At 60.2% G+C, this 22,245-nt stretch carries 19 protein-coding genes; 15 read left to right on the forward strand and 4 right to left on the reverse strand.

Annotation, left to right across the window (positions count from 1 at the left end):
- Positions 1–633: 633 nt before the first annotated feature.
- The 6 genes from MARHY_RS17695 (at position 634) to MARHY_RS17720 (ending at position 8,389) form a co-directional block, all read left to right on the forward strand.
- Entirely contained in the window at positions 634–1,068 is a 435-nt protein-coding gene (locus tag MARHY_RS17695; protein ID WP_014423036.1) for a MerR family transcriptional regulator, read from the forward strand.
- A gap of 3 nt (positions 1,069–1,071) precedes the next feature.
- Positions 1,072–3,654 (forward strand): heavy metal translocating P-type ATPase, encoded by a 2,583-nt coding sequence (locus MARHY_RS17700; protein ID WP_014423037.1) that lies wholly within the window; start codon positions 1,072–1,074, stop codon positions 3,652–3,654.
- Positions 3,655–3,771: 117 nt separating this feature from the next.
- Entirely contained in the window at positions 3,772–4,221 is a 450-nt protein-coding gene (locus tag MARHY_RS17705; protein ID WP_014423038.1) for a DUF411 domain-containing protein, read from the forward strand.
- Positions 4,222–4,357: 136 nt separating this feature from the next.
- Positions 4,358–6,076 (forward strand): GGDEF domain-containing protein, encoded by a 1,719-nt coding sequence (locus tag MARHY_RS17710; protein WP_014423039.1) that lies wholly within the window; start codon positions 4,358–4,360, stop codon positions 6,074–6,076.
- Between the two features lie 71 nt (positions 6,077–6,147).
- Positions 6,148–8,130 carry a ribonuclease R family protein gene (locus MARHY_RS17715; RefSeq protein ID WP_014423040.1) on the forward strand — a complete coding sequence of 661 codons (1,983 nt, stop codon included), beginning with the start codon at positions 6,148–6,150 and terminating at the stop codon, positions 8,128–8,130.
- Positions 8,131–8,191: 61 nt separating this feature from the next.
- Positions 8,192–8,389, forward strand: coding sequence for a hypothetical protein (locus tag MARHY_RS17720; protein WP_011787196.1), 198 nt, complete (start codon positions 8,192–8,194; stop codon positions 8,387–8,389).
- A gap of 12 nt (positions 8,390–8,401) precedes the next feature.
- Here the strand turns inward: MARHY_RS17720 and yihG are convergent, their stop codons facing one another.
- Complete coding sequence (gene yihG / locus MARHY_RS17725) at positions 8,402–9,313, reverse strand: 1-acylglycerol-3-phosphate O-acyltransferase, YihG family (protein WP_041655675.1); 912 nt, start codon at positions 9,311–9,313, stop codon at positions 8,402–8,404.
- Positions 9,314–9,492: 179 nt separating this feature from the next.
- Between yihG and MARHY_RS17730 the strand changes: the two genes are divergently transcribed.
- The 5 genes from MARHY_RS17730 to MARHY_RS17750 all read left to right on the forward strand — a co-directional run bounded on the left by MARHY_RS17730 (position 9,493) and on the right by MARHY_RS17750 (position 15,238).
- On the forward strand, positions 9,493–10,644 hold the full coding sequence (locus MARHY_RS17730) for an alpha/beta fold hydrolase (protein WP_011787198.1): 1,152 nt from the start codon (positions 9,493–9,495) through the stop codon (positions 10,642–10,644).
- A gap of 162 nt (positions 10,645–10,806) precedes the next feature.
- On the forward strand, positions 10,807–11,718 hold the full coding sequence (locus tag MARHY_RS17735; protein ID WP_014423043.1) for a LysR family transcriptional regulator: 912 nt from the start codon (positions 10,807–10,809) through the stop codon (positions 11,716–11,718).
- Positions 11,719–11,834: 116 nt separating this feature from the next.
- On the forward strand, positions 11,835–13,052 hold the full coding sequence (locus tag MARHY_RS17740; RefSeq protein WP_014423044.1) for a Bcr/CflA family multidrug efflux MFS transporter: 1,218 nt from the start codon (positions 11,835–11,837) through the stop codon (positions 13,050–13,052).
- Between the two features lie 120 nt (positions 13,053–13,172).
- Positions 13,173–13,670 carry a thiol peroxidase gene (tpx, locus tag MARHY_RS17745; protein ID WP_011787201.1) on the forward strand — a complete coding sequence of 166 codons (498 nt, stop codon included), beginning with the start codon at positions 13,173–13,175 and terminating at the stop codon, positions 13,668–13,670.
- A 245-nt stretch (positions 13,671–13,915) separates the two neighbouring features.
- A complete protein-coding gene (locus MARHY_RS17750) occupies positions 13,916–15,238 on the forward strand; it encodes an MATE family efflux transporter (protein WP_014423045.1) in 1,323 nt (440 codons plus the stop codon).
- 3 nt (positions 15,239–15,241) lie between these two features.
- Here the strand turns inward: MARHY_RS17750 and MARHY_RS17755 are convergent, their stop codons facing one another.
- Entirely contained in the window at positions 15,242–15,667 is a 426-nt protein-coding gene (locus MARHY_RS17755; protein WP_014423046.1) for a thioesterase family protein, read from the reverse strand.
- 295 nt (positions 15,668–15,962) lie between these two features.
- Here MARHY_RS17755 and MARHY_RS17760 point away from each other — a divergent pair, with 295 nt between their 5' ends.
- Positions 15,963–17,600: an MBL fold metallo-hydrolase gene (locus MARHY_RS17760; RefSeq protein WP_014423047.1), complete on the forward strand. Its 1,638-nt coding sequence runs from the start codon at positions 15,963–15,965 to the stop codon at positions 17,598–17,600.
- A gap of 2 nt (positions 17,601–17,602) precedes the next feature.
- On the opposite strand, the gene MARHY_RS18655 is transcribed toward MARHY_RS17760, so the two are convergent.
- On the reverse strand, positions 17,603–17,761 hold the full coding sequence (locus tag MARHY_RS18655; protein ID WP_014423048.1) for a YqaE/Pmp3 family membrane protein: 159 nt from the start codon (positions 17,759–17,761) through the stop codon (positions 17,603–17,605).
- A gap of 282 nt (positions 17,762–18,043) precedes the next feature.
- Between MARHY_RS18655 and MARHY_RS17770 the strand changes: the two genes are divergently transcribed.
- Genes MARHY_RS17770 through MARHY_RS17780 form a run of 3 tightly spaced genes read left to right on the forward strand, consistent with a single transcriptional unit; the run spans position 18,044 to position 20,962 of the window.
- Complete coding sequence (locus MARHY_RS17770; protein WP_014423049.1) at positions 18,044–19,399, forward strand: succinylglutamate desuccinylase/aspartoacylase domain-containing protein; 1,356 nt, start codon at positions 18,044–18,046, stop codon at positions 19,397–19,399.
- Between the two features lie 17 nt (positions 19,400–19,416).
- Positions 19,417–20,412, forward strand: a complete 996-nt coding sequence (locus MARHY_RS17775) for a DMT family transporter (protein WP_014423050.1) — start codon at positions 19,417–19,419, stop codon at positions 20,410–20,412.
- Positions 20,405–20,962, forward strand: a complete 558-nt coding sequence (locus tag MARHY_RS17780; RefSeq protein ID WP_014423051.1) for a carbohydrate-binding protein — start codon at positions 20,405–20,407, stop codon at positions 20,960–20,962. The genes MARHY_RS17775 and MARHY_RS17780 overlap by 8 nt, the downstream gene beginning before the upstream one ends.
- On the opposite strand, the gene MARHY_RS17785 is transcribed toward MARHY_RS17780, so the two are convergent.
- Positions 20,950–22,131, reverse strand: coding sequence for a MalY/PatB family protein (locus MARHY_RS17785; protein WP_014423052.1), 1,182 nt, complete (start codon positions 22,129–22,131; stop codon positions 20,950–20,952). The genes MARHY_RS17780 and MARHY_RS17785 overlap by 13 nt on opposite strands.
- Between the last annotated feature and the right edge of the window lie 114 nt (positions 22,132–22,245).

The following is a 22,245-nucleotide window of genomic DNA, read 5'->3' on the forward strand; positions in this document are numbered from 1 at the left end:
AGGTAGTGGGGAGCAGTCTCCGGCATGACAGTAACTTGACCGCCTCGTGATTACGGAAAATCATTGAAACTATTATCTGCAAACGATTCGACAAAACAGTAGCTTAGCTAAACACACACTAAACTGCCATAAAAGCATTTGACTTCTATGATTTTCTGGATACAGTCGGCTTGGGCTGGTTCTTCTAAAGAAACTGCCGAACCTTCTCTCGTTGAAATCATGGACGAGTGGTTTTAAATCTCACCTTAGTTTGGTGAAGTCGAGTTTAAGCCGCTCCCCAAACTGGATAAAAATCGCCGCAAATCAAAAAGCTAAAAGTCCCAGACATCATGAGATCGGATATCAGTCTCGAATTGGACTGACACGCTTCTTCCTGAGTTTCTCTCCGAAAACCTTTGACCTGTGAGTTGGTCACAGGTTTTAGTCTACCTTTGGGCTTGAAGGCAGCCACGTTGGTGCAGGCCGCGCCGTGGCTGGATAAGCTTCCGAAAACCGCTGTGAATACGTCCCTGTACGCTTGCTCTCCGCCGTCCATGGCTCCGAGCATTTTCGGAAGCTTATCCAGCCACAGCACTCCGCTGACTTAATTCGTGGTTTCCGGGCAGCACTTTTTATCAATCCACGGGGATTGCCATGAAAGTCAAAGAAATCGCCACCGCCGCCGGGGTTAACCCGGATACCGTCCGGTTCTACACCCGGGAGGGCTTGTTGCGCCCGACACGGAACCCGGACAACAACTATCAGCAATACGATGCCGAGGATCTGCGACGGTTGCGGTTTGCCCGCAAGGCACGGCAGCTGGGGTTTTCTCTGCCGGAGATACGGCAGATTCTGGAGCAGGCGGACGATCATCATTCGCCCTGCCCGATGGTTCGGGATGTGTTCCAGCAGCGGCTGGCGGAGGTTGAGCGGGAGATTTCGGAGTTGCAGAAGTTGCGGGCGCGGATGGTGTCGGCATTGTCCACCTGGCAGGACATGCCCGATGGTACGCCGGATGGACATACGATTTGTCGGTTAATCGAACATTGGGATGATCCTTCGTCATCATCCTGCTGTGAGGAGTCTTGAGTAATGAGTGAAGCATCGGTTCTGAAAACAGCGCTGAGTATTTCCGGCGCCTCTTGTCAGGGTTGTGCAAAGAAGATTCGTCATGCTCTGGAGCCGCTGACCGGTAGCATCGAGCGGGTGGAGGTGAATCTCGACGAGCAGACCGTGGCCCTGCCCGAGGACGTGGATAGCGCCGAGGCGGCACGGATAGTAACGGAGGCTGGCTACCCGGCGGAGCCGTTGGTTCATAACGAACCCATCGGCAGTTGTTGCGCATCCAAAAAGGATAATTCTGCCGCTGATAAGGCGCCGGACTTGGATACACCAGCTCCCTCGGCCGACGTCGAGCCATCGGATGCCGGCGACGGGCAGATCGCGCTGGCGGTCAGCGGGGCCACCTGTGCATCCTGTGTGAATACCATTGAGAAGGCGCTGATGTCGGTCCCCGGTGTCACTCACGCTCATATGAATCTGGCGGACAGCACCGCGACCGCCAGCGGTGATGCCGATCCGCAGGCGCTGGTGCAGGCGGTGAAGAGTGCGGGTTATGGTGCCCGGGTGATTGAAGACGCGGATGCCGCCGACGACCGCAAGCAGGAAGAGGACAAGAAGCAGTACAAGGTACTGCTGGTGAAGATGGCCATCAGTCTGGGGCTAGGCCTTGGGTTGATGATCTGGGGCATGGGCTTCGGGTCGATGATGGTGACCGAGGCCAATCAGCTTACCTGGATCAATCTGGGCATTTTCACTCTGGGGGTGATGATTGCCACCGGCGGGCATTTCTACACCGGTGCCTGGAAGGCATTCAAACATCATAACGCCAATATGGACACACTGATTGCCCTGGGGACAGGCACCGCCTGGCTGTATTCGATCGTGGTGGCCAGTGCGCCGGAGGCGCTGCCGGAGATGGCGCGCCATGTGTATTTCGAGGCTTCGGCGATGATCATTGGCCTGATCAATCTGGGCCAGGCCCTGGAGTTGCGGGCCAAGGGCAAGACCTCGGAAGCGGTGCGCCGGCTGCTGGATTTACGGGCGAAAACGGCCCGGGTGATCCGCGACGGCCAGGAGCAGGATATTCCCGTTGAAGAGGTTCAGAAAGGCGACCGCATCCGGGTGCGCCCGGGCGAGAAGCTGCCGGTGGACGGGGTGATTGCCGAAGGCACCACCCGCATCGATGAAAGCATGCTGACCGGTGAGCCCATGCCGGTGGGCAAGGGCGAAGGCGATGAGGTCTCGGCCGGTACTCTGAACACCCACGGCTCGATTATTTATGAAGCTACCCGGGTGGGCAGCGAGACCGCGCTGGCCCAGATCATCAAGCTGGTGAAAAAGGCCCAGGGCTCGAAACCCGCCATTGGCCGGCTCGCAGACAAGATCTCTTCGGTGTTCGTGCCCACGGTGATGCTGATTGCCGTGGTGTCGGCGCTGGTCTGGTACAACGTCGGGCCGGAGCCGGCGGTGGTGCACATGATGGTGGCCGCCACCACGGTACTGATCATTGCCTGCCCCTGCGCGTTGGGGCTGGCCACGCCCATGTCGGTGATGGTGGGTGTCGGCAAGGCAGCAGAGTACGGTGCGCTGATTCGCCAGGGCGATGCCTTGCAGACTGCCGGAAAAATCGATCTGGTGATTCTGGATAAAACCGGCACCATTACCGAGGGCCATCCCGCGGTAACCCGGGTGCACGCGACAAACGGCGATGAGACACGCCTGCTGGCATTAGCCGCCGGGCTGGAGCAGCATTCCGAGCATCCGCTGGCAGAAGCCATTCTGGACCGGGCCCGCGAGAACGATATTGAGCCAGAACCGGTCTCCGGCTTTGAAGCGCTCAATGGCAAAGGTGTGCAAGGCAAGCTTGATAGCGAACCGGTACGCCTGGGCAATCGGCGCTGGCTGGAAACCGAAGGGCTGTCTGTCGAGGCTCTGGATGATGCAGCCAAAACCATTACCCAGGAAGCCGGCACGCCGCTGTTCCTGGCGGTGGGCCAGCAAGTATTGGGTGTCATCGGCGTGGCAGATGCGATCAAACCGGATTCCGAGGCTGCCATCCGGCGCCTGCACGACGCTGGCATCAAGGTGATGATGGTCACCGGCGATGTCGATGCCACCGCCAAGGCCATTGCGGCCAAAGCCGGCATCGATGACTACCGGGCCGAGGTGTTGCCGGAGGACAAAGCCGAAGTGGTCAGCGAAATGCGCGGTAAAGGCTACACCGTGGCCATGGTGGGTGATGGCATCAACGATGCCCCGGCGCTGGCAGCTGCGGACGTCGGCTTTGCCATCGGAACCGGCACCGACGTGGCCATTGAAAGTGCGTCCATCACCCTGATGCGCGGTTCCCTGCACGGGGTGCCAGACGCCATCGAGATCTCCCGGGCAACGGTGAAGAACATTCACCAGAACCTGTTCGGGGCCTTTATCTATAACTCCTTGGGTATTCCGGTGGCCGCCGGCCTGCTCTACCCTGTGTGGGGCATCCTGATGAGTCCGATCCTGGCCGGCGCCGCCATGTCGCTGTCTTCAGTGACGGTGGTTTCCAACGCCAACCGGCTGCGGCTGTTTAAGACCAGCCAACCCCAGGTATCAGCAGAGGAGCGGAACTGATGACAACATTTCTGGTCAATGCCGGTGGTCTCGCCCTGATGGCTGCCATTGTCTGGTGGTTCTGGCTCTCCGGCTCTAACTCGGACAACTCCGATCAACATCACTGAGGTAATCACCATGAGAAAACACACCCTTGCCCTCGGCCTGATGGCTGCCCTGGGATTCAGCACCACCGCCCTTGCCGGCGGTGCGGCCCAAAGCATTCATGTGTACAAATCCCCCACGTGCGGCTGCTGCGGCGACTGGATCGACCATCTGGAAGAAAATGGTTTTGATGTCACCGCCACCAACAGCGACGACATGGGCAGGATCAAAGCCGAAGCCGGGCTGATTCCGGGTCTGGGCAGTTGCCATACCGCCTTTGTCGACGGTTATGTGATTGAAGGCCATGTGCCGGCAGACGACATCAAGCGCCTGCTGGCGGAAGCCCCCAAGGCCACCGGCCTGAGCGTACCGGGTATGCCGGCGGGCTCTCCGGGTATGGAGATGGGCGACCGGAAAGATCACTACAAGGTTATTCTGTTCAACGACCAGGGCCAGACGCGGGTGTTCAACCAACACAACTGATGGTTGTGCCTGCGAGGCTGGGCTGGGGCGCAGATTGCAAGTCTGCGCCCAAAGTCTGCCTATTTTTTCTACACGATAGCCCCGCTCTGTTCTATGATGGAGTATAGATTCAGAACACGATTGGCAAGGACACATTTTGAGCCTCAAAACCCGCATTCTCGGGCTGGCCGCGCTGTTGATCATAGCGGCAGGAACCGCTTCCTGGCTGGCCTATCGGGCATTATCGGAAGATATTATTGAACGCTGGGGCCAGCAGGTCGCCGAGATCCAGGTACGCTATGACAGCGCCCGACTGTTGCAGTCCCTGGAGCGGGAAATCGGGCTGGCCCGGCAAATGGCCCGCTCCTCCACACTGATTCAGTGGGCCCAGTCACCGGAAGACCCCGCGCTGGAAAACCAGGCCATCCGCCAGATGGAGAGTTTCCGCAGCAACTTCCGGGATAACAGCTATTTTGTGGCCCTCCGCTCCAATGGTCATTACTACTACAACAACGCCTCCAACGATTACGCCGGCGACCAGTTCCGCTATGTGCTGAGCCCGGACAAACCCGACGATGCCTGGTTCTTCCAGCTCATTGACGAAGGCCGCGACTTTCACCTGAACGTCAATCCCGATACCGAACTGGGCGTTACCAAGCTGTGGATAGACGTGCTCATGCGCGATGCCGACAACAACATCGTCGGCATGGTGGGTACCGGCCTGAATCTGGACGACTTTCTGCAGGACATTGTCGACATCGGCCAGGATGGCATTACCACCCTGTTTGTGGACTATAACGGCGCCATCCAGCTGTACCGCGATCGCAACTACATCGATTTTGCCACCATCATCAAACCCGAAGGCCAGAAAAACACCGTGGATCTGCTGTTCGACGATCCCCAGGACAAACAGCAGATTCTGGGCATGCTGCAGATGCTCAAACAGCGTAATGGCGAAGATGGCGCGGTGGAAAGCGGGTTTGTGTCGGTGGATGGCCGCAAGCATCTGGCCGGCGTGGCCTTTCTGCCCGCCATTGGCTGGTTTGAGATTACCCTGCTGGACCTGAACACACTGATCCCCCGGAGCTATCTCTGGCCTCTGGTAGCGGTGTTTCTGGTCAGCCTGCTGGTCACCCTGGTGCTGTTCCACCAGATCATACAGTCCCGCATTCTGCGGCCGGTCATCAGCCTCGAGGAAGCCGTGCACCGGTTACGGGACGGTCGCTTTGATCTTCCCTACCTGCCAAAACCGGAAAACGAGATCGGCCGCCTGGTGGATCATTTCGAAAAAATGTCCCACTCCCTGCAAGATACCACCCGCGAGCTGGAACAGAAGGTGGCCCACCGCACCGAAGAACTGCAGCGTCTGGCCCGGGTCGATGCCCTGACCGGCCTGAAGAACCGGCGGGGCCTGGACGAGGTGATGAATGAGGAAATTCAGCGCGCGGAAAGGGAGCAGAAGGGCTTCGGGCTTCTGTGGCTGGACATAGACCACTTCAAAGCCATCAACGACAGCCAGGGCCATCAGGCCGGAGACGAGATTCTGTGCCGGGTTGCGCTCTGGCTGAAAGCGGCGGTTCGGCCCTACGACCACCCCGGTCGCTGGGGCGGCGACGAGTTTGTAGTCCTGCTCTCACCCTGCGATGCCGCCACGCTGGAGCAGATTGCCTGTCGTATTCGCGCCAGCGTCGAGCAGGAAAGCCAGCGCACCGGAACACCAGTAACCATCAGTGTTGGCGGCTATTTTTGCCAGCCCGGTGAAGATCTCGATGTCCTGCTGCGCAACGCCGACCAGGCTCTTTACGAGGCCAAGCGAAACGGCCGGAATCGGGTCTGTATCCGCACGGGTGCCGGCGAGGCCATTCATCCGGCCTGACAGATCTGACTCGCACTGGCAGAACCGTTATACTCCGCTGCAACACACTTTTTTATTCAGGTTATCTCTTCATGCTCAACGCCGACGCTCTCAATCAGTTGCGCCAGCTGAAAACCGACATCAAACAGAACAAGGTGGTCTTCCCCGGTACCGTCAAGTCCACCAACGGTCGTTTCGGCTTTGTGGCCCTGGATGAAGGGCGGGATGTGTTTCTGCCTCCCGAGGAAATGCAGAAAGTCCTGCCCGGTGATCGGGTCAATGTCACCGAACACGAAGTGGAAAAAGGCAAGACCCAGGGCGTTGTCGACGAGCTGCTGGAATCGCACCTGACCACCTTCGTGGGTCGCTATCTGATCAAGGGCAAAGGCCACTTCGTGGCACCGGAAACCCCGGGCATTAACCGCTGGATTTTTATTCCGCCGAAAGAACGCAAGGACGCCCAGCCCGACGACTTCATCTACTGCCAGATTCACCGCCATCCGATCAAGGACGGCAAGGGCCAGGCGAAGGTGCTGCGGGTGATCGGCAAGGCCGGTGAGCCGGGCATCGAACGGGCCTTCACCCTGGCCAACTTCGATTTGGCCGATGCCTGGCCGGAAGAAGTGCAGAAGCAGGCCGACACCCTTACTGAGGAATCCGTTACCTCACACCGCGAGGGCCGGGAAGACCGTACCGAACAGCCCTACGTGACCATCGACAGTCCCGGCACCCAGGATATGGACGATGCCCTGATGGCCACCCCGAATGCCACTGGCTGGACCCTGTCCATCGCCATCGCCGACCCGACCGCAATGATCGAGCCGGGCAGCCCGGCCGAAGAAGAAGCCTTTAACCGCGCCACCGCCATCTATTTCCCGGGTGAGCCTCTGCCGATGTTACCGGACGCCATCAGCACCCGCCTGTGCTCGCTGATGCCAGAGGTACCCCGGTTGGCCCTGGTGTGCGACCTGCAGGTGAACAACGATGGCAGCCTGGGCGACTACAGTTTTCGCCAGGCCGTCATCCGCTCCCAGGGCAAGCTGAGCTATGAGCTGGTGTCACACCTGATTGAAGGTCGGGAAGACGATGACATCAAGGCCTTGCCCGAAGCCGTCGCCAACAGCCTGGACCAGCTGCATCAGGCCGCCACTGCCCTGCGCAAATGGCGCTCGGAGCACGCGTTACTGAGCAATGATCGCCCCGAATTCCGGTTGCGTCTGGACGAAAACAAGCGGATCCGGGTGATTGAACCGGCAGTGCAGAACGAAGCCCACCGGCTGGTGGAAGAATGCATGGTTGCGGCCAATCGTTGTGCGGCCGATTTCCTGCAAAAGCAGGGGCAAGGCCTGTTCATCCAGCATCCGGGGCTGCGGGACGACCGCGCCGACAATATCCGTAAACTGCTGGAAGGTTACGCCCCACATCTGGCCGAACTGGATGCCACCAGTGCCGAAGGCTTCAAGGCGTTGATGAAACACACCGATGGCCTGCAGGCCGATGTGCCGGTCAAGTCCATTCTCTCGCGCCAACTGGCCCGGGCCGAACTGGGCTTCGAGCCTGCTCCGCATCAGGGTATGGGACTGGCGGCCTACACCACCTTTACTTCACCGCTGCGCAAGTTCTCGGACTTCTACGTGCACCGTCTGATCAAGGCCGCACTCTGGGATCAACCCATCAAGGCCCTGAACCCGCAGCAGCTGGAGAGTCTTCAAACCACCCAGTTCCGCGCCCGCATGGCTGCCAACACCCTGGAGGCCTGGCTCAAGAGCGATTACGCCAAAGGCCTGCCGGCAGATCCTATGGAAGGCACCATTACCCGCACCATGCCGTCGGGGTTTTTCGTCCGCCTGGATTGCAACGGCCTGGAAGGCTTTGTCAGTTGCAAGGATCTGGAGGGCAAGTTCAGCTTTGATCCGGTTACGCTGCGCCTGGTTCACAACAAGAACGGACGGATCTTCCAGCTGGACCAGCGGGTAACCGTGAGTTTTTCCGGTGTGGACGAAGAGCGTCGGCAGATCAACTTCAAACTGCTCGAGGCCGAGGACATTAATCCCGGAACCGACGACAAGGGTTGAAAACCAGCCGGGCAGACACACCGTATCTGTTCAGAGGTCTTCTGTTTTCAGGAGGTGTGTTATGCCCATCAGTCCTCAGGAATTTCTGCGAAAGTACGGCTTCGACAAGGAAGAAGAAGAGCCCGACCACAGCCTGCGCCACAATGCCATGGAGCATGCCAGGCATTTGAAACGCCCCCATGCCGGCACTCCCCATGACTGGGAAGAGTGGGAAAGGTTCAAGAAGGAACACCCGGATCAGGTCGAAGACGACGACTGACCCGGGACGGCATCAGCTAGGGTTCTGGTCCTGCCGGGCCAGCATTCGCCCTAGCCGCTCGTCTTTGGCACGCCACAGATCGCCCAACCAGCCCTTGACGTTGCGGCGGTGCTCGGCGTCCTCAGAGTAATCCCTGCCCTTGAGGTGTTCCGGAATGGCCTGGGTATCAATGGTCATCCGGATCTCCGGCACCCGCCCACAAATGAAGTCCCAGAACGTTGGAGCGCCATCGGGATAGGCAATCGTGACATCCACCAGGGTATCAATGGAATCACCCATGGCATCCAGCACAAAGGCCACTCCACCGGCCTTGGGCACCAGCAAATGCTGGTACGGTGACTTCTGCCGGTCGTGCTTGGCCGGGGTAAAACGGGTGCCTTCCACAAAGTTCATCACGCTCACCGGCGTGTAGCGGAATTTCTCACAGGCCTTGCGGGTCGCCTTCAGGTCATCGCCCCGTTTTTCCGGGTGCTTGATCAGGTATTCCCGGGTGTAGCGTTTCATAAACGGGAAATCCAGCCCCCACCAGGCCAGGCCGATCACCGGCACCCAGATCAGCTGCTGTTTCAGGAAGAACTTCAGAAACGGCGCCTGGCGATTGAACACCCGCTGCATGGCGAGGATATCCACCCAGCTCTGATGATTGCTGAGCACCAGATACCAGCTCTCGCGCTTGAGCTTGTCGGCGCCTTCCACGTGCCAGCGGGTATTGTGGGTGAGCTTCATCCAGCCTGTATTGCAGGCCACCCACGACTCCGAAATCCAGATGATCACGCGGGTGCACAACACCCGGAAACCCTTGTGCGGAATCACCAGCTTGAACACCGCGGGGATATAGAGCAGCAGGCACCAGAACACGGTGTTCAGGCCGAGTAGCAGGGAATTAAGCACGCCAATAACGGGGGCAGGCAGGAAACTGAGCATGGGCATCCTGTTGTGGTTGTTGTTTCCGAAGCCCGCAATCATAGCAACCTGGCAGCCGCTTGGGCAGTGGCCCGAAGTGACCAAAACGCCGACCGGATGTGACAGTCTTGCCATGGCTGGGGGAATGAATCCACTCTATTATCTGACTCCACACGCACCGCAGCTACACTGGACACCCTATGCGCAACCCCCTGAAATCCGCCATCAAGACCTCCTCCGGCCTCGCCCGCCAGAGCGCACTCTACGCTGGCAATGCCTTCGACCGGATTTTCCGGGCGGCCAGCCTGGTACAGGCAGGCCAGACCCCGTTCGAAACCCTGCACAGCAATGGGCTGGTGAGCCTGCGATACTATCCGCCGCTGGAGGAGGATTTCATCGAACTGGATGGCATGGTGATCCCGGTAGAACGCAAGACCCACCGCACGCCGATCGTCATCATTCCTCCTCTGGCCGTGAATATGCTGATCTATGATCTGTTTCCCCAGCGAAGTCTGGTGCGCTTCCTTCGAGCCAGAGGATTTGAGGTCTATCTGATCGACTGGGGTATGCCGGGCCGGGAACATACTCACTACAACATGCATACCTATGTTGCCGAATTCCTGCCGGAGTATCTGAATCGGGTCCGGGAACACAGCGGGGAACAGGAACTGTCACTGCATGGCTGGAGCATGGGCGGCATGTTCACGCTGTTCTACTCTGCCCTCAGCAAGGACCAGCACATCCGCAACGCCATCGTCCTGGGCCTGCCCATCGACAGCCATGCTTCCGGCCTGATTGGCTGGATGTATCAACGGATTGCCGATGTCGCCGAACTGGTGCGCAAGCGAACCGGCTTCCGGCTCCACGACATGAAACCGCACTGGTTCCACACGCCGGGCTGGGCCAACACCATCGGCTTCAAGTTAACCAACCCGGTTGGCAGTGTGATGGGTTACTGGGAGTTGATCGTGCGCCTGGGCGACCGCGAATTCGTCACCAACCATGCCACCACCTCGGCCTTTCTGGACCGGATGGTAGCCTACCCCGGCGGCGTCATCCAGGACACCGTGGTCCGGGTCTGGATTGATAACCAGTTGGCCAAAGGCCAGATCCAGATTGGCGACGACTTCGCGCGACTGGAAAACGTAAACGCCAACTTACTGGCCATCGCAGGCCAGGAAGACACCCTCGCTACACCCGGTGCCGCCAAGCGAGTGATGGACCACGTCAGCTCCACGGATAAGACCTTCCGGGTGGCCCCCGGCGGGCACATGGGGATACTGGCCGGAAGCAAAGCGCCCCGGGCGTCCTGGCTTGAGCTGGCCGACTGGTTGGCCGCAAGGTCTGACTAAGGCGTTGGCCGACCGGCAAGTGGCTCGGAAGACCTTTCCAAAAAACGCTCCTTCGGCACATCCCTGTGGCGCTTCTGCTCCGCCATCCCTGGCTCCGCAAATTTTTGGAAAGGTCTTCCGAACCACTTACCTACATAAGCTTACTGCTTTAAACTGCCACCCATGAAACCTGTTGATATGTTGAGCCTGGATCTGCGATCCCTGGCAACGTTTGTGGCGGTTCTGGATGAGGGCAGCGTGTCCCGGGCTGCGATTCGTCTGGGCGTTACCCAATCGGCGGTGAGCCACACCCTCGAGCGCCTGAGACAGGCCTTCGGCGACCCCCTGTTTGTGAAATCCGGGCGCGGCATTGTGCCCACCGACTACGCCCTGCGCACCGGCCCCCACATCCGCCAGCTGCTGGATGATCTGCGCACCCTGCCCTCCGGGCCGCCCTTCGAACCGGCGTCGGCGGAATTCACCTTCACCATTGCCGCCAACGATTACCAGCGGGATCTGCTTCTGCCCGGGCTGCTCCGAATCCTGCGGCAGCAGGCCCCGGGCATCCGGCTACAGGTGATTCCCTCCGGCATCCCCAACGCTGACATGCTGCGCAAAGAAGCCTGCGACCTGATCATCAGCCCGCACGCACCGGAAACCACGGACATCATGCAACGGGGCCTGATGGCGGACCGCATGGTAGTGTTCTATGACCCAAACCAACGCAACGCGCCGACAGATCTGGCCGAATACCTGAAAGCCGATCACATCGCCCTGATGTTCGCCACCGGCGAACGACCCGGCTTTGAAAACACCCTGCACGCCAAGGGCCTGGACCGCCGCAACGTGGTCACCGTCTCCAACTTCTCCGGCCTGCCCGAATTCCTCCGCGGCACCGACATGCTGGCCACCGCCCCGGAACGCATGAGCGCACAACTCATGCGGGACTTCGCCTGGGTTCCACTTCCCTTCGACTACAAGCCCTTTACCCTGCTGATGCTATGGCACCGAAGGCACCAGAATGACCCGGCCCACCGCTGGGTGCGCAACCAGGTGAATTCGGTTGCAGCGACCATGAACGGGCTGAACGATTAATCAATCAATTTTGTTCATGTATTGCATGAGGCTACAAGCCGTTATCCAAACGCACCATAAACCCTAGACTTCACGTCAATCGTCGACCTAGCGCAACTCTAAAGTCAGGACAAATAGTGTTAGCACTCACAAGTATCTGGACAACCATACTGCTGGCCGCCGCCGTCGCCCTCGGGCCACTGGCCGTGGACATGTACCTGCCAGCATTGCCCCAGATCGGCGCCGACTTCGATGCCGGCACCGATCAGGTCCAGCTGACTCTGAGCGTCTACCTGGCCGGCTTCGCCATAGCACAACTCATCTGCGGGCCGCTGGCCGACCGCTTCGGCCGCAAACCCATCATGATCGGTGGCTTCCTGCTATTTACTGTTGCGAGCATCGGCTGCGCCCTGGCCAACAATATCGAAACCCTGCAGCTGTTCCGGTTCCTGCAAGCCCTGGGCGGCTCCGCTGGCCCTGTGTTGGGTCGCGCCATCATCCGCGACATCTATACCCCCCGGGAAGCCGCCAAAATCCTCGCCCTGCTGGCCAGCATCATGGCCCTGGCACCGGCGGTGGCCCCTACCCTGGGCGGCTTGATGGTCGGCGGTCTCAGCTGGCACTGGATCTTCATCGCCATGGGCGGCTACGCCCTGGTCATGGCGGCGGTCACCGCTTTTGGCATCCCCGAGCCACTGAAACCGGAGTATCGCCAGCCCCTGCGCCTGTGCCACCTGTTCGCCAACTACCGGCGCATCAGCACCGACGCCAGTTTCATTGGCTACACCCTGACCAACGCCGCCATCTACGGAGGGCTGTTTGCCTTCCTGTCTGGCGCGTCCTTCGTGCTGATTGACGTACTGGGGGTTCAGCCCGAGCGCTTCGGCTTCTACTTTGCCGCCATCGTCGTGGGCTACATCGCTGGTAATCTGGGCTCCATCCGACTGGCGCGCTTCCTGGGGCCGGATCAGATCCTGTTCTACGGTCTGATCACCGCCCTTGCCGGCGGCGCCATCATGGCCCTTCTGGCCTACCAACAGGTTTACAGCCCATGGGCGGTAATGATTCCCCAGGCCATCTTCATGGCCGGTACCGGCCTGGTACTGCCCCAGTGCATGGCCGGCGCCCTGGCCAACTTCCCCACCATGGCCGGCTCCGCCTCCGCGCTTTTTGGCTTTATCCAGATGAGCGCCGCCGCCATAGCCGGCGCCATCGTCGGAGCCCTGCACAATGGCACCCCTCTGGTGATGGCCACCGTCATCGCCACCTGCGCCGGCCTGGCCATGATCGGCTACCTGCTGCTGGTACAGCGCTACCCGGCGAAAGCCTTCGAAACCGGAAAAGCCAGCGCCTGAGAGGCTCGCACGAGCATGATCCAGCTAAAGTCGGGGATGAAAAGTCATCCAAAGTAAGCTACACAGAGTAAGTTGCAGAACATAAAGCCAAGGAACTCTCAACAAACTCAGGAGCAGCATATGAGCAACGTCACCCTCGACGGCAACCCCATTGAACTGAGCGGGAAATTTCCCCAGCCGGGCGACAACGTACCGCCCTTCACTCTGACCAGCAGCGGGCTGGAAGAAGTCAAACTCGACAACTGGGCCGGTAAACGCAAAATCCTCAACATCATCCCCAGCATCGACACCGGTGTATGCGCCGCCAGCACCCGCAAGTTCAACGAAAAGGCCGGCAGCCTCGACAACACCGTAGTACTCGTTATCTCCGCGGACCTGCCCTTCGCCGCTTCCCGTTTCTGTGGCGCCGAAGGCCTGAAAAACGTGGAAACCCTGTCCACTTTCCGCAACTACAGCTTCCAGCAGGACTACGGCGTCGCCATCCAGAACGGCCCCCTCGCCGGCCTCTGCGCCCGCGCGGTGGTGGTGCTGGACGAGAACAACAAGGTAATCCACAGCGAACTGGTCAACGAGATCAAGAACGAGCCGGATTACGATGCGGCTTTGAGTGTGCTCTGAGTCAACCCCCCTCTCAAGCCAGTGCCAAACTTACTCCTTCGGCACTGGTAAACCTCCGGGGTTGAGGCAGCCGGGTGGGGATGTCCTTCCAAAAATTTGCGGAGCCAGGGATGGCGGAGCAGAAGCGCCACACGGATGTGCCGCAGGAGCGGTTTTTGGAAGGACATCCCCACCCGGGTGCATGCACTCAATATACAAACTGCTAGAATCCCCGCCACACTCAATACCAAGGCCCTCAAGCTAACGTGCAAAACCACCTGCAAAACGCCTCCCTGGGCCGCCAGCTCTACCACATGACCTGGCCCATGCTCTTCGGCGTGCTCTCGCTGATGACCTTCCAGCTCACCGACAGCGCCTTCGTCGGCCAACTCGGCCGCGACCCGCTGGCAGCGCTGGGCTTTTCCGTGCCCATGCAACAACTGGTCAGCGGCATGTACGTAGGGCTGGGCATTGCCACCACCGCCATCATCTCCCGCACACTGGGCCAGGGCGATGACATGCGCGCCCAACGCCTGGGCGGCCTGGTGGTCGCCATTGGGGCCGGCCTGGCTTTCCTTCTATGCCTGTCGGTCTGGCTCCTGCAAAACCTGATCCTGGACCTGCTCGGCGCCGAACAGGCCCTGCGGCCAGTCATCAGGGAATACTGGGCACCCTGGCTACTCTCCGCCTGGACCGGCGCCATGGTCTACTTCAGCTACGCTGTGTGCCGCGCCAATGGCGACACCCGCCTGCCGGGCTACATGATGATCATCACCAGCCTGCTCAACATCGCCCTGGACCCGCTGTACATCTTCGTGTTCGGCTGGGGTCTGCCCGGCGCCGCCTGGGCCACCATCACCGCCTTCGGCATTGGCGCGCTGATCGTCTACCCGACCCTGCTCAAACGCCAGTGGCTAAGATTCGACCTGCTCCAACTGCAACTGGCTCAGGCTGTACGCCAGCTTGGCGGCATCATGGCGCCGGCCATGGTCAGCCAGCTGATGCCACCTATCTCAGCTATGCTGGCCACGGCACTGGTGGCAGGGTTCGGCTCTGCCGCGGTGGCCGCCTGGGGCCTGGGCACCCGCCTGGAGTTCTTCTCCATTGTGGTGGTGCTGGCCCTGACCATGTCCATGCCGCCAATGATCGGCCGCATGCTGGGGGCAGGAGAAGTCGAGAAGATCCGCAAGCTGGTTCGCATTGCGGTGCGCTTTATCGTGATCTGGCAGCTTGCCATCGGGCTGATCTGGCTGGCCGCCTCCGGCTTCGTCTCTGGCCTGTTCAGCCGCGATGCCGGAGTGCAGGACATTCTGGTGAGCTATCTGCTGCGAGTGCCACTGAGCTACAGCGGGCTTGGCGTGTGTATTCTGATGGTGTCAGTCAACAACGCGCTGGGCATGCCCATGCGCGCACTGTTGATTTCCACCCTGCGGCTATTCGCCTGCTATCTGCCCCTGCTCTGGGTTGGCGGACAACTGGCCGGGCTGACCGGGCTGATGTCCGGCGCTCTGGTGGGCAACCTGCTGGCCGGCACCATGGCCTATAGCCTGTATCGCCAGGGTATGAGCCGGTTGCGCCAGCAGGGGTAATACTCAGGCAAACCGGGCGCGGAAGCTCTCGGGCATGGGGGTTACTTCCCGGCTCTGGTAGTTAAAGAACACGAAACCGTACTTGGCCAGCGCCACTGGTTGCCCGCTGTCGGCCTTGGTCACCCGGAACACGAAATCACCGCCGTATTTGTTGAAATCCATCAGCCCCACTTCAAAGCGCAGCAGGTCCGGGTAGAAGGACTCTCCTTGGTACATGGTAGCGAGATCCGTGACGATGATGCCCACACCATCGTGGCCCGCCTCTTCAATGCCGTGCTCCACCAGGAATTGGGCGCGCGCTTCAGACAGCATGGAGATCAGCGCGTCGTTGCCCAGGTGGTTGGCGCCGTTGATGTCGGTGATGCGCACCGGCAGGCGGGTTTCGAAGGTGAAGGCGGTGTCGGGAAAGTCGAGTTTGATTCTGGCCACTTGGGGTCCCCTGGGGTGCGCTTGGTGCGATTGAGTAATGGGGGTGCATCATACTCCGACCTTTGTCGCTTCTCATCCTGTGGGTTGTTCGGGTATCTTGCTAACAACTATGCGCACTTAAGCTGGCGTTTGTGGCGCTTGGGGATGAGCTTTCCAAAAACCGCTCCTTCGGCACATCCATGTGGCGCTTCTGCTCCGCCATCCCTGGCTCCGCAAATTTTTGGAAAGCTCATCCCCAATCCCCACGCTGACGTTCTGCGCGCACCAAAAACACTAACAAGACTCTGAGAAGCCTATGAACATCCGCCCCGCCGCCACCCTGGTTCTGACCCGTGATACCGATAACGGTATTGAAGTCCTGCTTCTGCAACGCACCTGGGAGGCGGTGTTTCTGCCGGGTTATTACGTGTTCCCGGGGGGTGCGGTGAATGCACAGGAGCCGGAGGGGCGGGCTCATGTGGTGGGTGTGGAGGACGCCGACATCAGTCAGACCATGAGTCTGGATGAAGGCGGGGCGGATTACATGCTGGCGGCGGTTCGGGAGTGTTTTGAAGAGGCGGGGATCCTGCTGGCTCAGGATGCGTCCGGTCAGTTGATTGGCGCCGATCACGGGGTTCACAGTGAGCGAATGGCGTTGTTTCAGGAGGAGATTTCGCTGGCGCAGTTGTGTGCGAAGCATGGTTTGACGGTACCGCTGGACCGGTTGGCATATCTGAGCCACTGGGTGACGCCACCGGGGCCGCCGCGCCGTTTTGATACCCGGTTTTTTGTAGCGGTGGCGCCGGAAGGCCAGGTGGCGAGCCATGATGGTACCGAAACCATTGATCACGTCTGGATTGCGCCGGCTCAGGCGCTTGAGGAACATCGGGCCGGTGCCCGGTTGCTGGGGTTACCGACGATCCGGACCTTGCGGGTACTGAGTGAGTTCGGCACGACCGGCGAGCTGATGCGTTATGCCCACGCCAATCCCCCGGAGGCGTTTCCGGATCAGCCCTGGCCGGCAGCGCGCAAGGGCAAGCCGGTGATGCTGGAACCCAACGCTCCGGCCTATGACGAGGCCGTCAAGCTGGATCCGGAAGGTGAAGGGTCAACCCGTGCGGAGATTGTTCCCGGGGAACCGGTGGAGGTGGCCGCCGGGGTTATCCGGCTGACCGCGCCGAACCCCGGGATGATGACCGGCCCGGGCACCAACACCTATATCCTTGGCCATGAACGTTTTACGGTGCTGGACCCCGGCCCGGCGAACGACGTGCATGTCGAACGGATTCTGGAGCTCACCGGTGGTGTGGTGGATCAGGTGGTGGTTACCCACACCCACATGGACCACTCCCCGGCGGTGGCCCAACTCAAGGCACGTACCGGTTGCCGGGTATTTGGCTGGCCAGCACCCGAGGGAGCGGGGCAGGATCAAGGCTTTACAGCGGATGATCAACCCGGGCATGAAGACCTGATTGTGACCGAAGCGGGCGTCCTGAAGGTTTTGCATACCCCGGGCCATGCGTCGAACCACCTGTGTTATCTGTTGCTGGATCAGGAATTACTGTTTTCCGGGGATCACATCATGCAGGGATCAACGGTGGTGATTAACCCGCCGGACGGCGATATGAAAGCCTACATTGATTCCATGTACGATTTGCTGGCCGAGCCTGTGCGCTTTATCGCACCGGCCCATGGTTTTCTGATGGGCCAGCCTGCGGCGGTGATGGATTACCTGATCACCCACCGGCTGTCCCGGGAACACAAAGTGTGGCGGGCTCTGGAGGCTCTGGCACCGGTCAGTCTCAAAGACCTGACCGCCAGGGCCTATGACGATGTCCCGGCCGCCATTCACGGTCTGGCCGCCCGCTCAGCGCTGGCGCACCTGCTGAAGCTGGAAGCCGAGCACCGGGCGTTTGCCGACGACGGGCTCTGGCACGTGGTCGCGCCAGACTGAGGCTACTTCTTGGCGATCACCCATACCGCGTGCACGATGCCCGGAATGTAACCCAGGATGGTCAGCAGGATGTTGATCCAGAAATGCTTACCGATACCAACCTGTAAAAAGACGCCTAACGGCGGTAACAGAATTGCTACCAGAATTCGCAAAAGATCCATTCAGTTCTCTCCTTGACGGGCGTAAAACAGTCATATCACTGCAAGATAGCAGTGGTATGACATTTCACCATATCGAACCGGGTAAATTCGGCCCGGTTTCATGAAAGTGGCATTAAACCTCTGTCACAGCCGTATTCATGATTGAGGCTCATCCCTATCCTTGGGGCCACATCGTCAGGTAATTGAGGACTTATGCTGCGAGCAAGGCTCAGATATTCCATCACTAGCGCACTCACATCATCACTCCTGGTTTTGGCGACGCCCGCCGTGCTGGCTGAGGCAATGAGTTCCAAGGCAGACGCCACTGCCCTGTTGGTGGCCGATCTGGCGGAAGATGAAAACGTTGAGGATGTTGAGCACTCGGAACCCCGCCGGGGCTCTGCGCAGGCACGCGCCCAGGCTGAGACAACCAGCGAACAGAGCAGCCCGCAGGAACCCCCGGTGGAGGCACCGGAGGCAGCCAACAAGCCCCGTGAAATTGCACCCAATATCGACCTGAAAGAAGTGGCCCCGCTGCCGGAGCCGGAGCCCGAGGCAAGCGATTCCGGGGATTCTGCCGCGCAGCCGGAACCTCAGGCCGAAACACAATCCGGGACAACCGACGCGGCCGGGAGCAACACCCCGGTGTCCCCGGACGATGTTGCCGAGAAGGAACCGGAGCCCGCAGCACCCGTGCCCGCAGAGAGTTTCACACTGCTGGGCAAGGAAATTCTACCCGGTACTGCGACACGACTGGCCTGGTCGCCAGGCATTCAGATTGCCGGGTTGTCCCAGATTACCCCGGTACTGGTGGTCAATGGCGTTAACCAGGGCCCGACCCTGTGCCTGACCGGCGCGGTTCATGGTGACGAGCTCAACGGCATCGAGATTGTCCGTCGTAGCATGTACGACCTGAACCCGGAAAAACTCAGTGGCCGGGTTATCGGCGTGCCCATCGTGAACCTCACCGGCTTTCAGCAGGGCAGCCGCTATCTGCCGGATCGTCGCGACCTGAACCGGCATTTCCCCGGCACCCAGGACGGCACACTGGCCGACCGCGTTGCCCATTCCCTGTTTACCAACGTTATCCGGCACTGCGACATGCTGGTGGATATTCACACCGGGTCACTCAAGCGCACCAACCTGCCGCAACTCCGGGCCGACATGAACAATCCGGATGTCGCCGAATTCACCCGGGGCTTTGACCGGATGGCCGTGGTTCACAGTTCCGGTTCACCCGGCATGTTGCGTACCGCGGCTACCGAAGCAGGAATCCGCACCGTGACACTGGAGGCCGGGGAATCCCTGCGCATCCAGGAACACCAGATCGAAGCGGGGGTAAACAGCCTCAATAGTCTGATGGAAAAGCACGGCATGATTTCCCGCATGTTTGTCTGGGGCGATCCGGAGCCGGTGTATTACGACTCTACCTGGATCCGGGCCCAGCATGGCGGCATCCTGTTCAGCGAAATCAAGCTTGGAGCGACGGTATCCGAGGGCGAGGTACTGGGTTATGTCGCCGATCCAATCACCAACGAACAGCATCCGATTCGCGCCTCCTCGGACGGCCGGGTCATCGGCATGGCGGTGGATCAGGTGGTGATGGCAGGGTTTGCCGCCTACCACATAGGTACGGAGGCACAAGTACCCGGAGAATAGTATGCTAGGCGTTTTCCATGGGCACGGAACCAGCAGGAGACGGAGTGTCTGACCTGAACGCCACAACGCAAAACTCCGGGCAAACCCTGGCCTACATCGGTCTGGTGCTGACACCGCTGTTCTGGGCCGGCAACGCCGTGGTGGCCCGCGGCACGGTCGAGCACATTCCGCCATTGTCCATGTCGTTCTGGCGCTGGGTACTGGCCCTGGCCATTATCCTGCCGTTCGGCTTACCCGGTATCTGGCGCCACCGGCAGGTGATTCGTCAGCGCCTCGGGTCCATGATTGCACTGGCCACCTTCAGCGTTGCCGCTTTCAATTCCCTCCTCTATGTCGCGGCCATGACCACGACAGCCACCAACATCGCGCTGATCAACGCCACTATCCCGATTTTTGTCGCACTGCTGGCCTGGCTGTTGTTGGGTGACCGGACCCGTCCGATTCAGATACTGGGCATTGCCATGGCCCTGGCCGGCATTCTGTGCGTGATTGCCCGCGGCGATGTGTCGGTGCTGACCGGCCTGCAGGCCCAGCCCGGCGATCTGGTGATGGTGGCTGCGGTGTTCAGCTGGGGCCTGTTCTCGGTGCTGTTGCGCCGGCAGGCGGTGCCACTGCCGGCACTGACCTTCCTCACCACGCAGATCCTGCTGGGCACCCTGATTCTCGCGCCGGTCTACCTGCTGGACTTTCTGTTCTTCAGCGGCGGCTTTGCCCTGTCACAAAGTACCGCCCTTCCTCTGATCTATTTTGCGATTTTTCCGGGCATTCTCGCCTACGCCTTCTGGAATCATGGCGTACACAGCATTGGCCCTGCCCGGGCTGCCATTTTCATGTACCTTACGCCGGTTTATGCCTCTGTGCTGGCAGTGGTTTTCCTCGGGGAAAACCTCAGCCTGTTTCATCTGGTGGGTGGACTGCTGATACTCGGAGGCCTGATACTGGCGACCCGAACCGGCCGGCGTCTGTCCCGCCCGCCTGTCACTGCACTGGATAAAGGAGAGCCGAATGACTAGGCAAGCCGCCTCTGCATATTCCTGGCCGGCCATCATTACCCTGATGCTGGCCGCTCTTTCCCTGAACGTCGCAGCAGCACCCTGCGACCCGAATGAGTCCAAATGGGCGCCATCCCGCTACTACCCGGCCGGAGCGGTGGTGCACCATGACGGCAAGTGGTACCAGTCCAGGGAGCTACACCAGGGTCTGGAACCGGGCATTACCTTCGACTGGAAACAGCTCGATTCTGCCCCCGAATGCTCCGGCGAGGCTGCGCCCCCGGCCCCGATCGACAAGTCCGATGTAGAAACCGGGCAAACAGCGCAGACAGACACAGTCACCGGAAGTCCGGATTCACCAGCCTCGGAATCGTCCAGTGACAACGAACTGTGCGAGCAGCCCGACCAGTGGCTGTTCTCAGAGAGCTACACCGTGGGCAGCGAAGCCAGCCATGGTGGCAAGATCTGGAAGGCGATCCGCCCGACCAGCGGCGATATGCCCGGGATGAATACGCCGCCGCGCTGGCAATTGGTTGAAGATCACTGCTCTCTGGAAAATCAGCTGCCCTGAAGGGCGACCTCAATACGGTCGAGAATCTTCGCCAGTACCGCTCTCGGGCAGCCGATGTTCAGCCGCATGAAACCGCTGCCTTGGCTGCCGAAACTGAGCCCCGGATTGAGGCCAATCCCCGCCTGTTGCACGAAAAAGCGTTTCAGGGCGGTGTCGTCCAGCTTCAGGCCCCGGCAATCGAGCCAGATCAGGTAGGTGCCTTCCGGCGCCGAGGTGCGGATACCCGTGAGTCGGCGGTCAACCTCCTGCACCACGAAATCGCGATTGCCCTTCAGATAGGCCATCAGATCATCCCGCCAGGAACCACCATGGCGATAGCCTGCCTCGAACCCGGCGATGCTGAACGGGTTACACTGCGGCAGGTGCAGCCGTTCGAACACCGTTTTCATGGCCTTGCGGCGCTCCGGATCCGGAATCACCAGGGCCGACAGGCCCAGCCCGGGCATATTGAAGGTCTTGCTCGGCGCAACCGCGGTTATCAGCGCATCATCCCCTTCGGCCAGGGTCGCCAACACCCTATGAGCGGGCTTGTCTGGATAGGTAAGATCGCAGTGAATCTCGTCCGACAGCACCACCAGGCCATGACGGCGCGCGATGTCCAGCACCTGAACCAGTTCCGCCTCGCGCCAGACCCGTCCCACCGGATTATGGGGTGAACACAGCAGCAATACCTTGGCATCCGGCCGGGCGGCGCATTGCTCCAAATGCTCCAGATCCATGCGGTAGTCACCGGTTTCGTCTGCCATCAAAGGGTTTTCGATCACGGTCCGGCCGGTATCCCTGACCGAGCTGAAAAACGGCGGGTACACCGGCGGCTGGATAATCACGCCCTCTCCGGGTTGGGCAAAGGCCAGGCAGGCCGCGTTGAGGGACGGCACCACCCCGGGCGCCATGACAATCCAGTCTCGCTGGATGCTCCAGCCATGACGGCTTTCAAACCACTGGATCATGGCCTCATAAAGGCTGTCCGGGAACAGGGTATAGCCATATACCGGATGCTGCGCCCGCTCGGTCAGCGCACGGGTGACCGCTTCCGGGGCCGGGAAGTCCATATCGGCGACCCACGCCGGTATCACATCGTCACGGCCGAATACCGCCTTGCGGGCATCAAACTTTACCGAACAGGTGTGCTCTCTGGCGATGGGCTGATCGAAAACGCTGCCATTCATGGGGGCTCCGCTTGCTGTCTCCGTGAAAACGCTATTGTGGTGGCCCGGTGCCGCCGTCGCAACCGACGCTTTGGCTCCGGCTTTGGTCGAAGAGCCATGAATTTCGCTTGCCCA

The sequence above is a fragment of the Marinobacter nauticus ATCC 49840 genome (assembly GCF_000284615.1).
In the GTDB taxonomy this organism is placed as follows: domain Bacteria; phylum Pseudomonadota; class Gammaproteobacteria; order Pseudomonadales; family Oleiphilaceae; genus Marinobacter; species Marinobacter nauticus.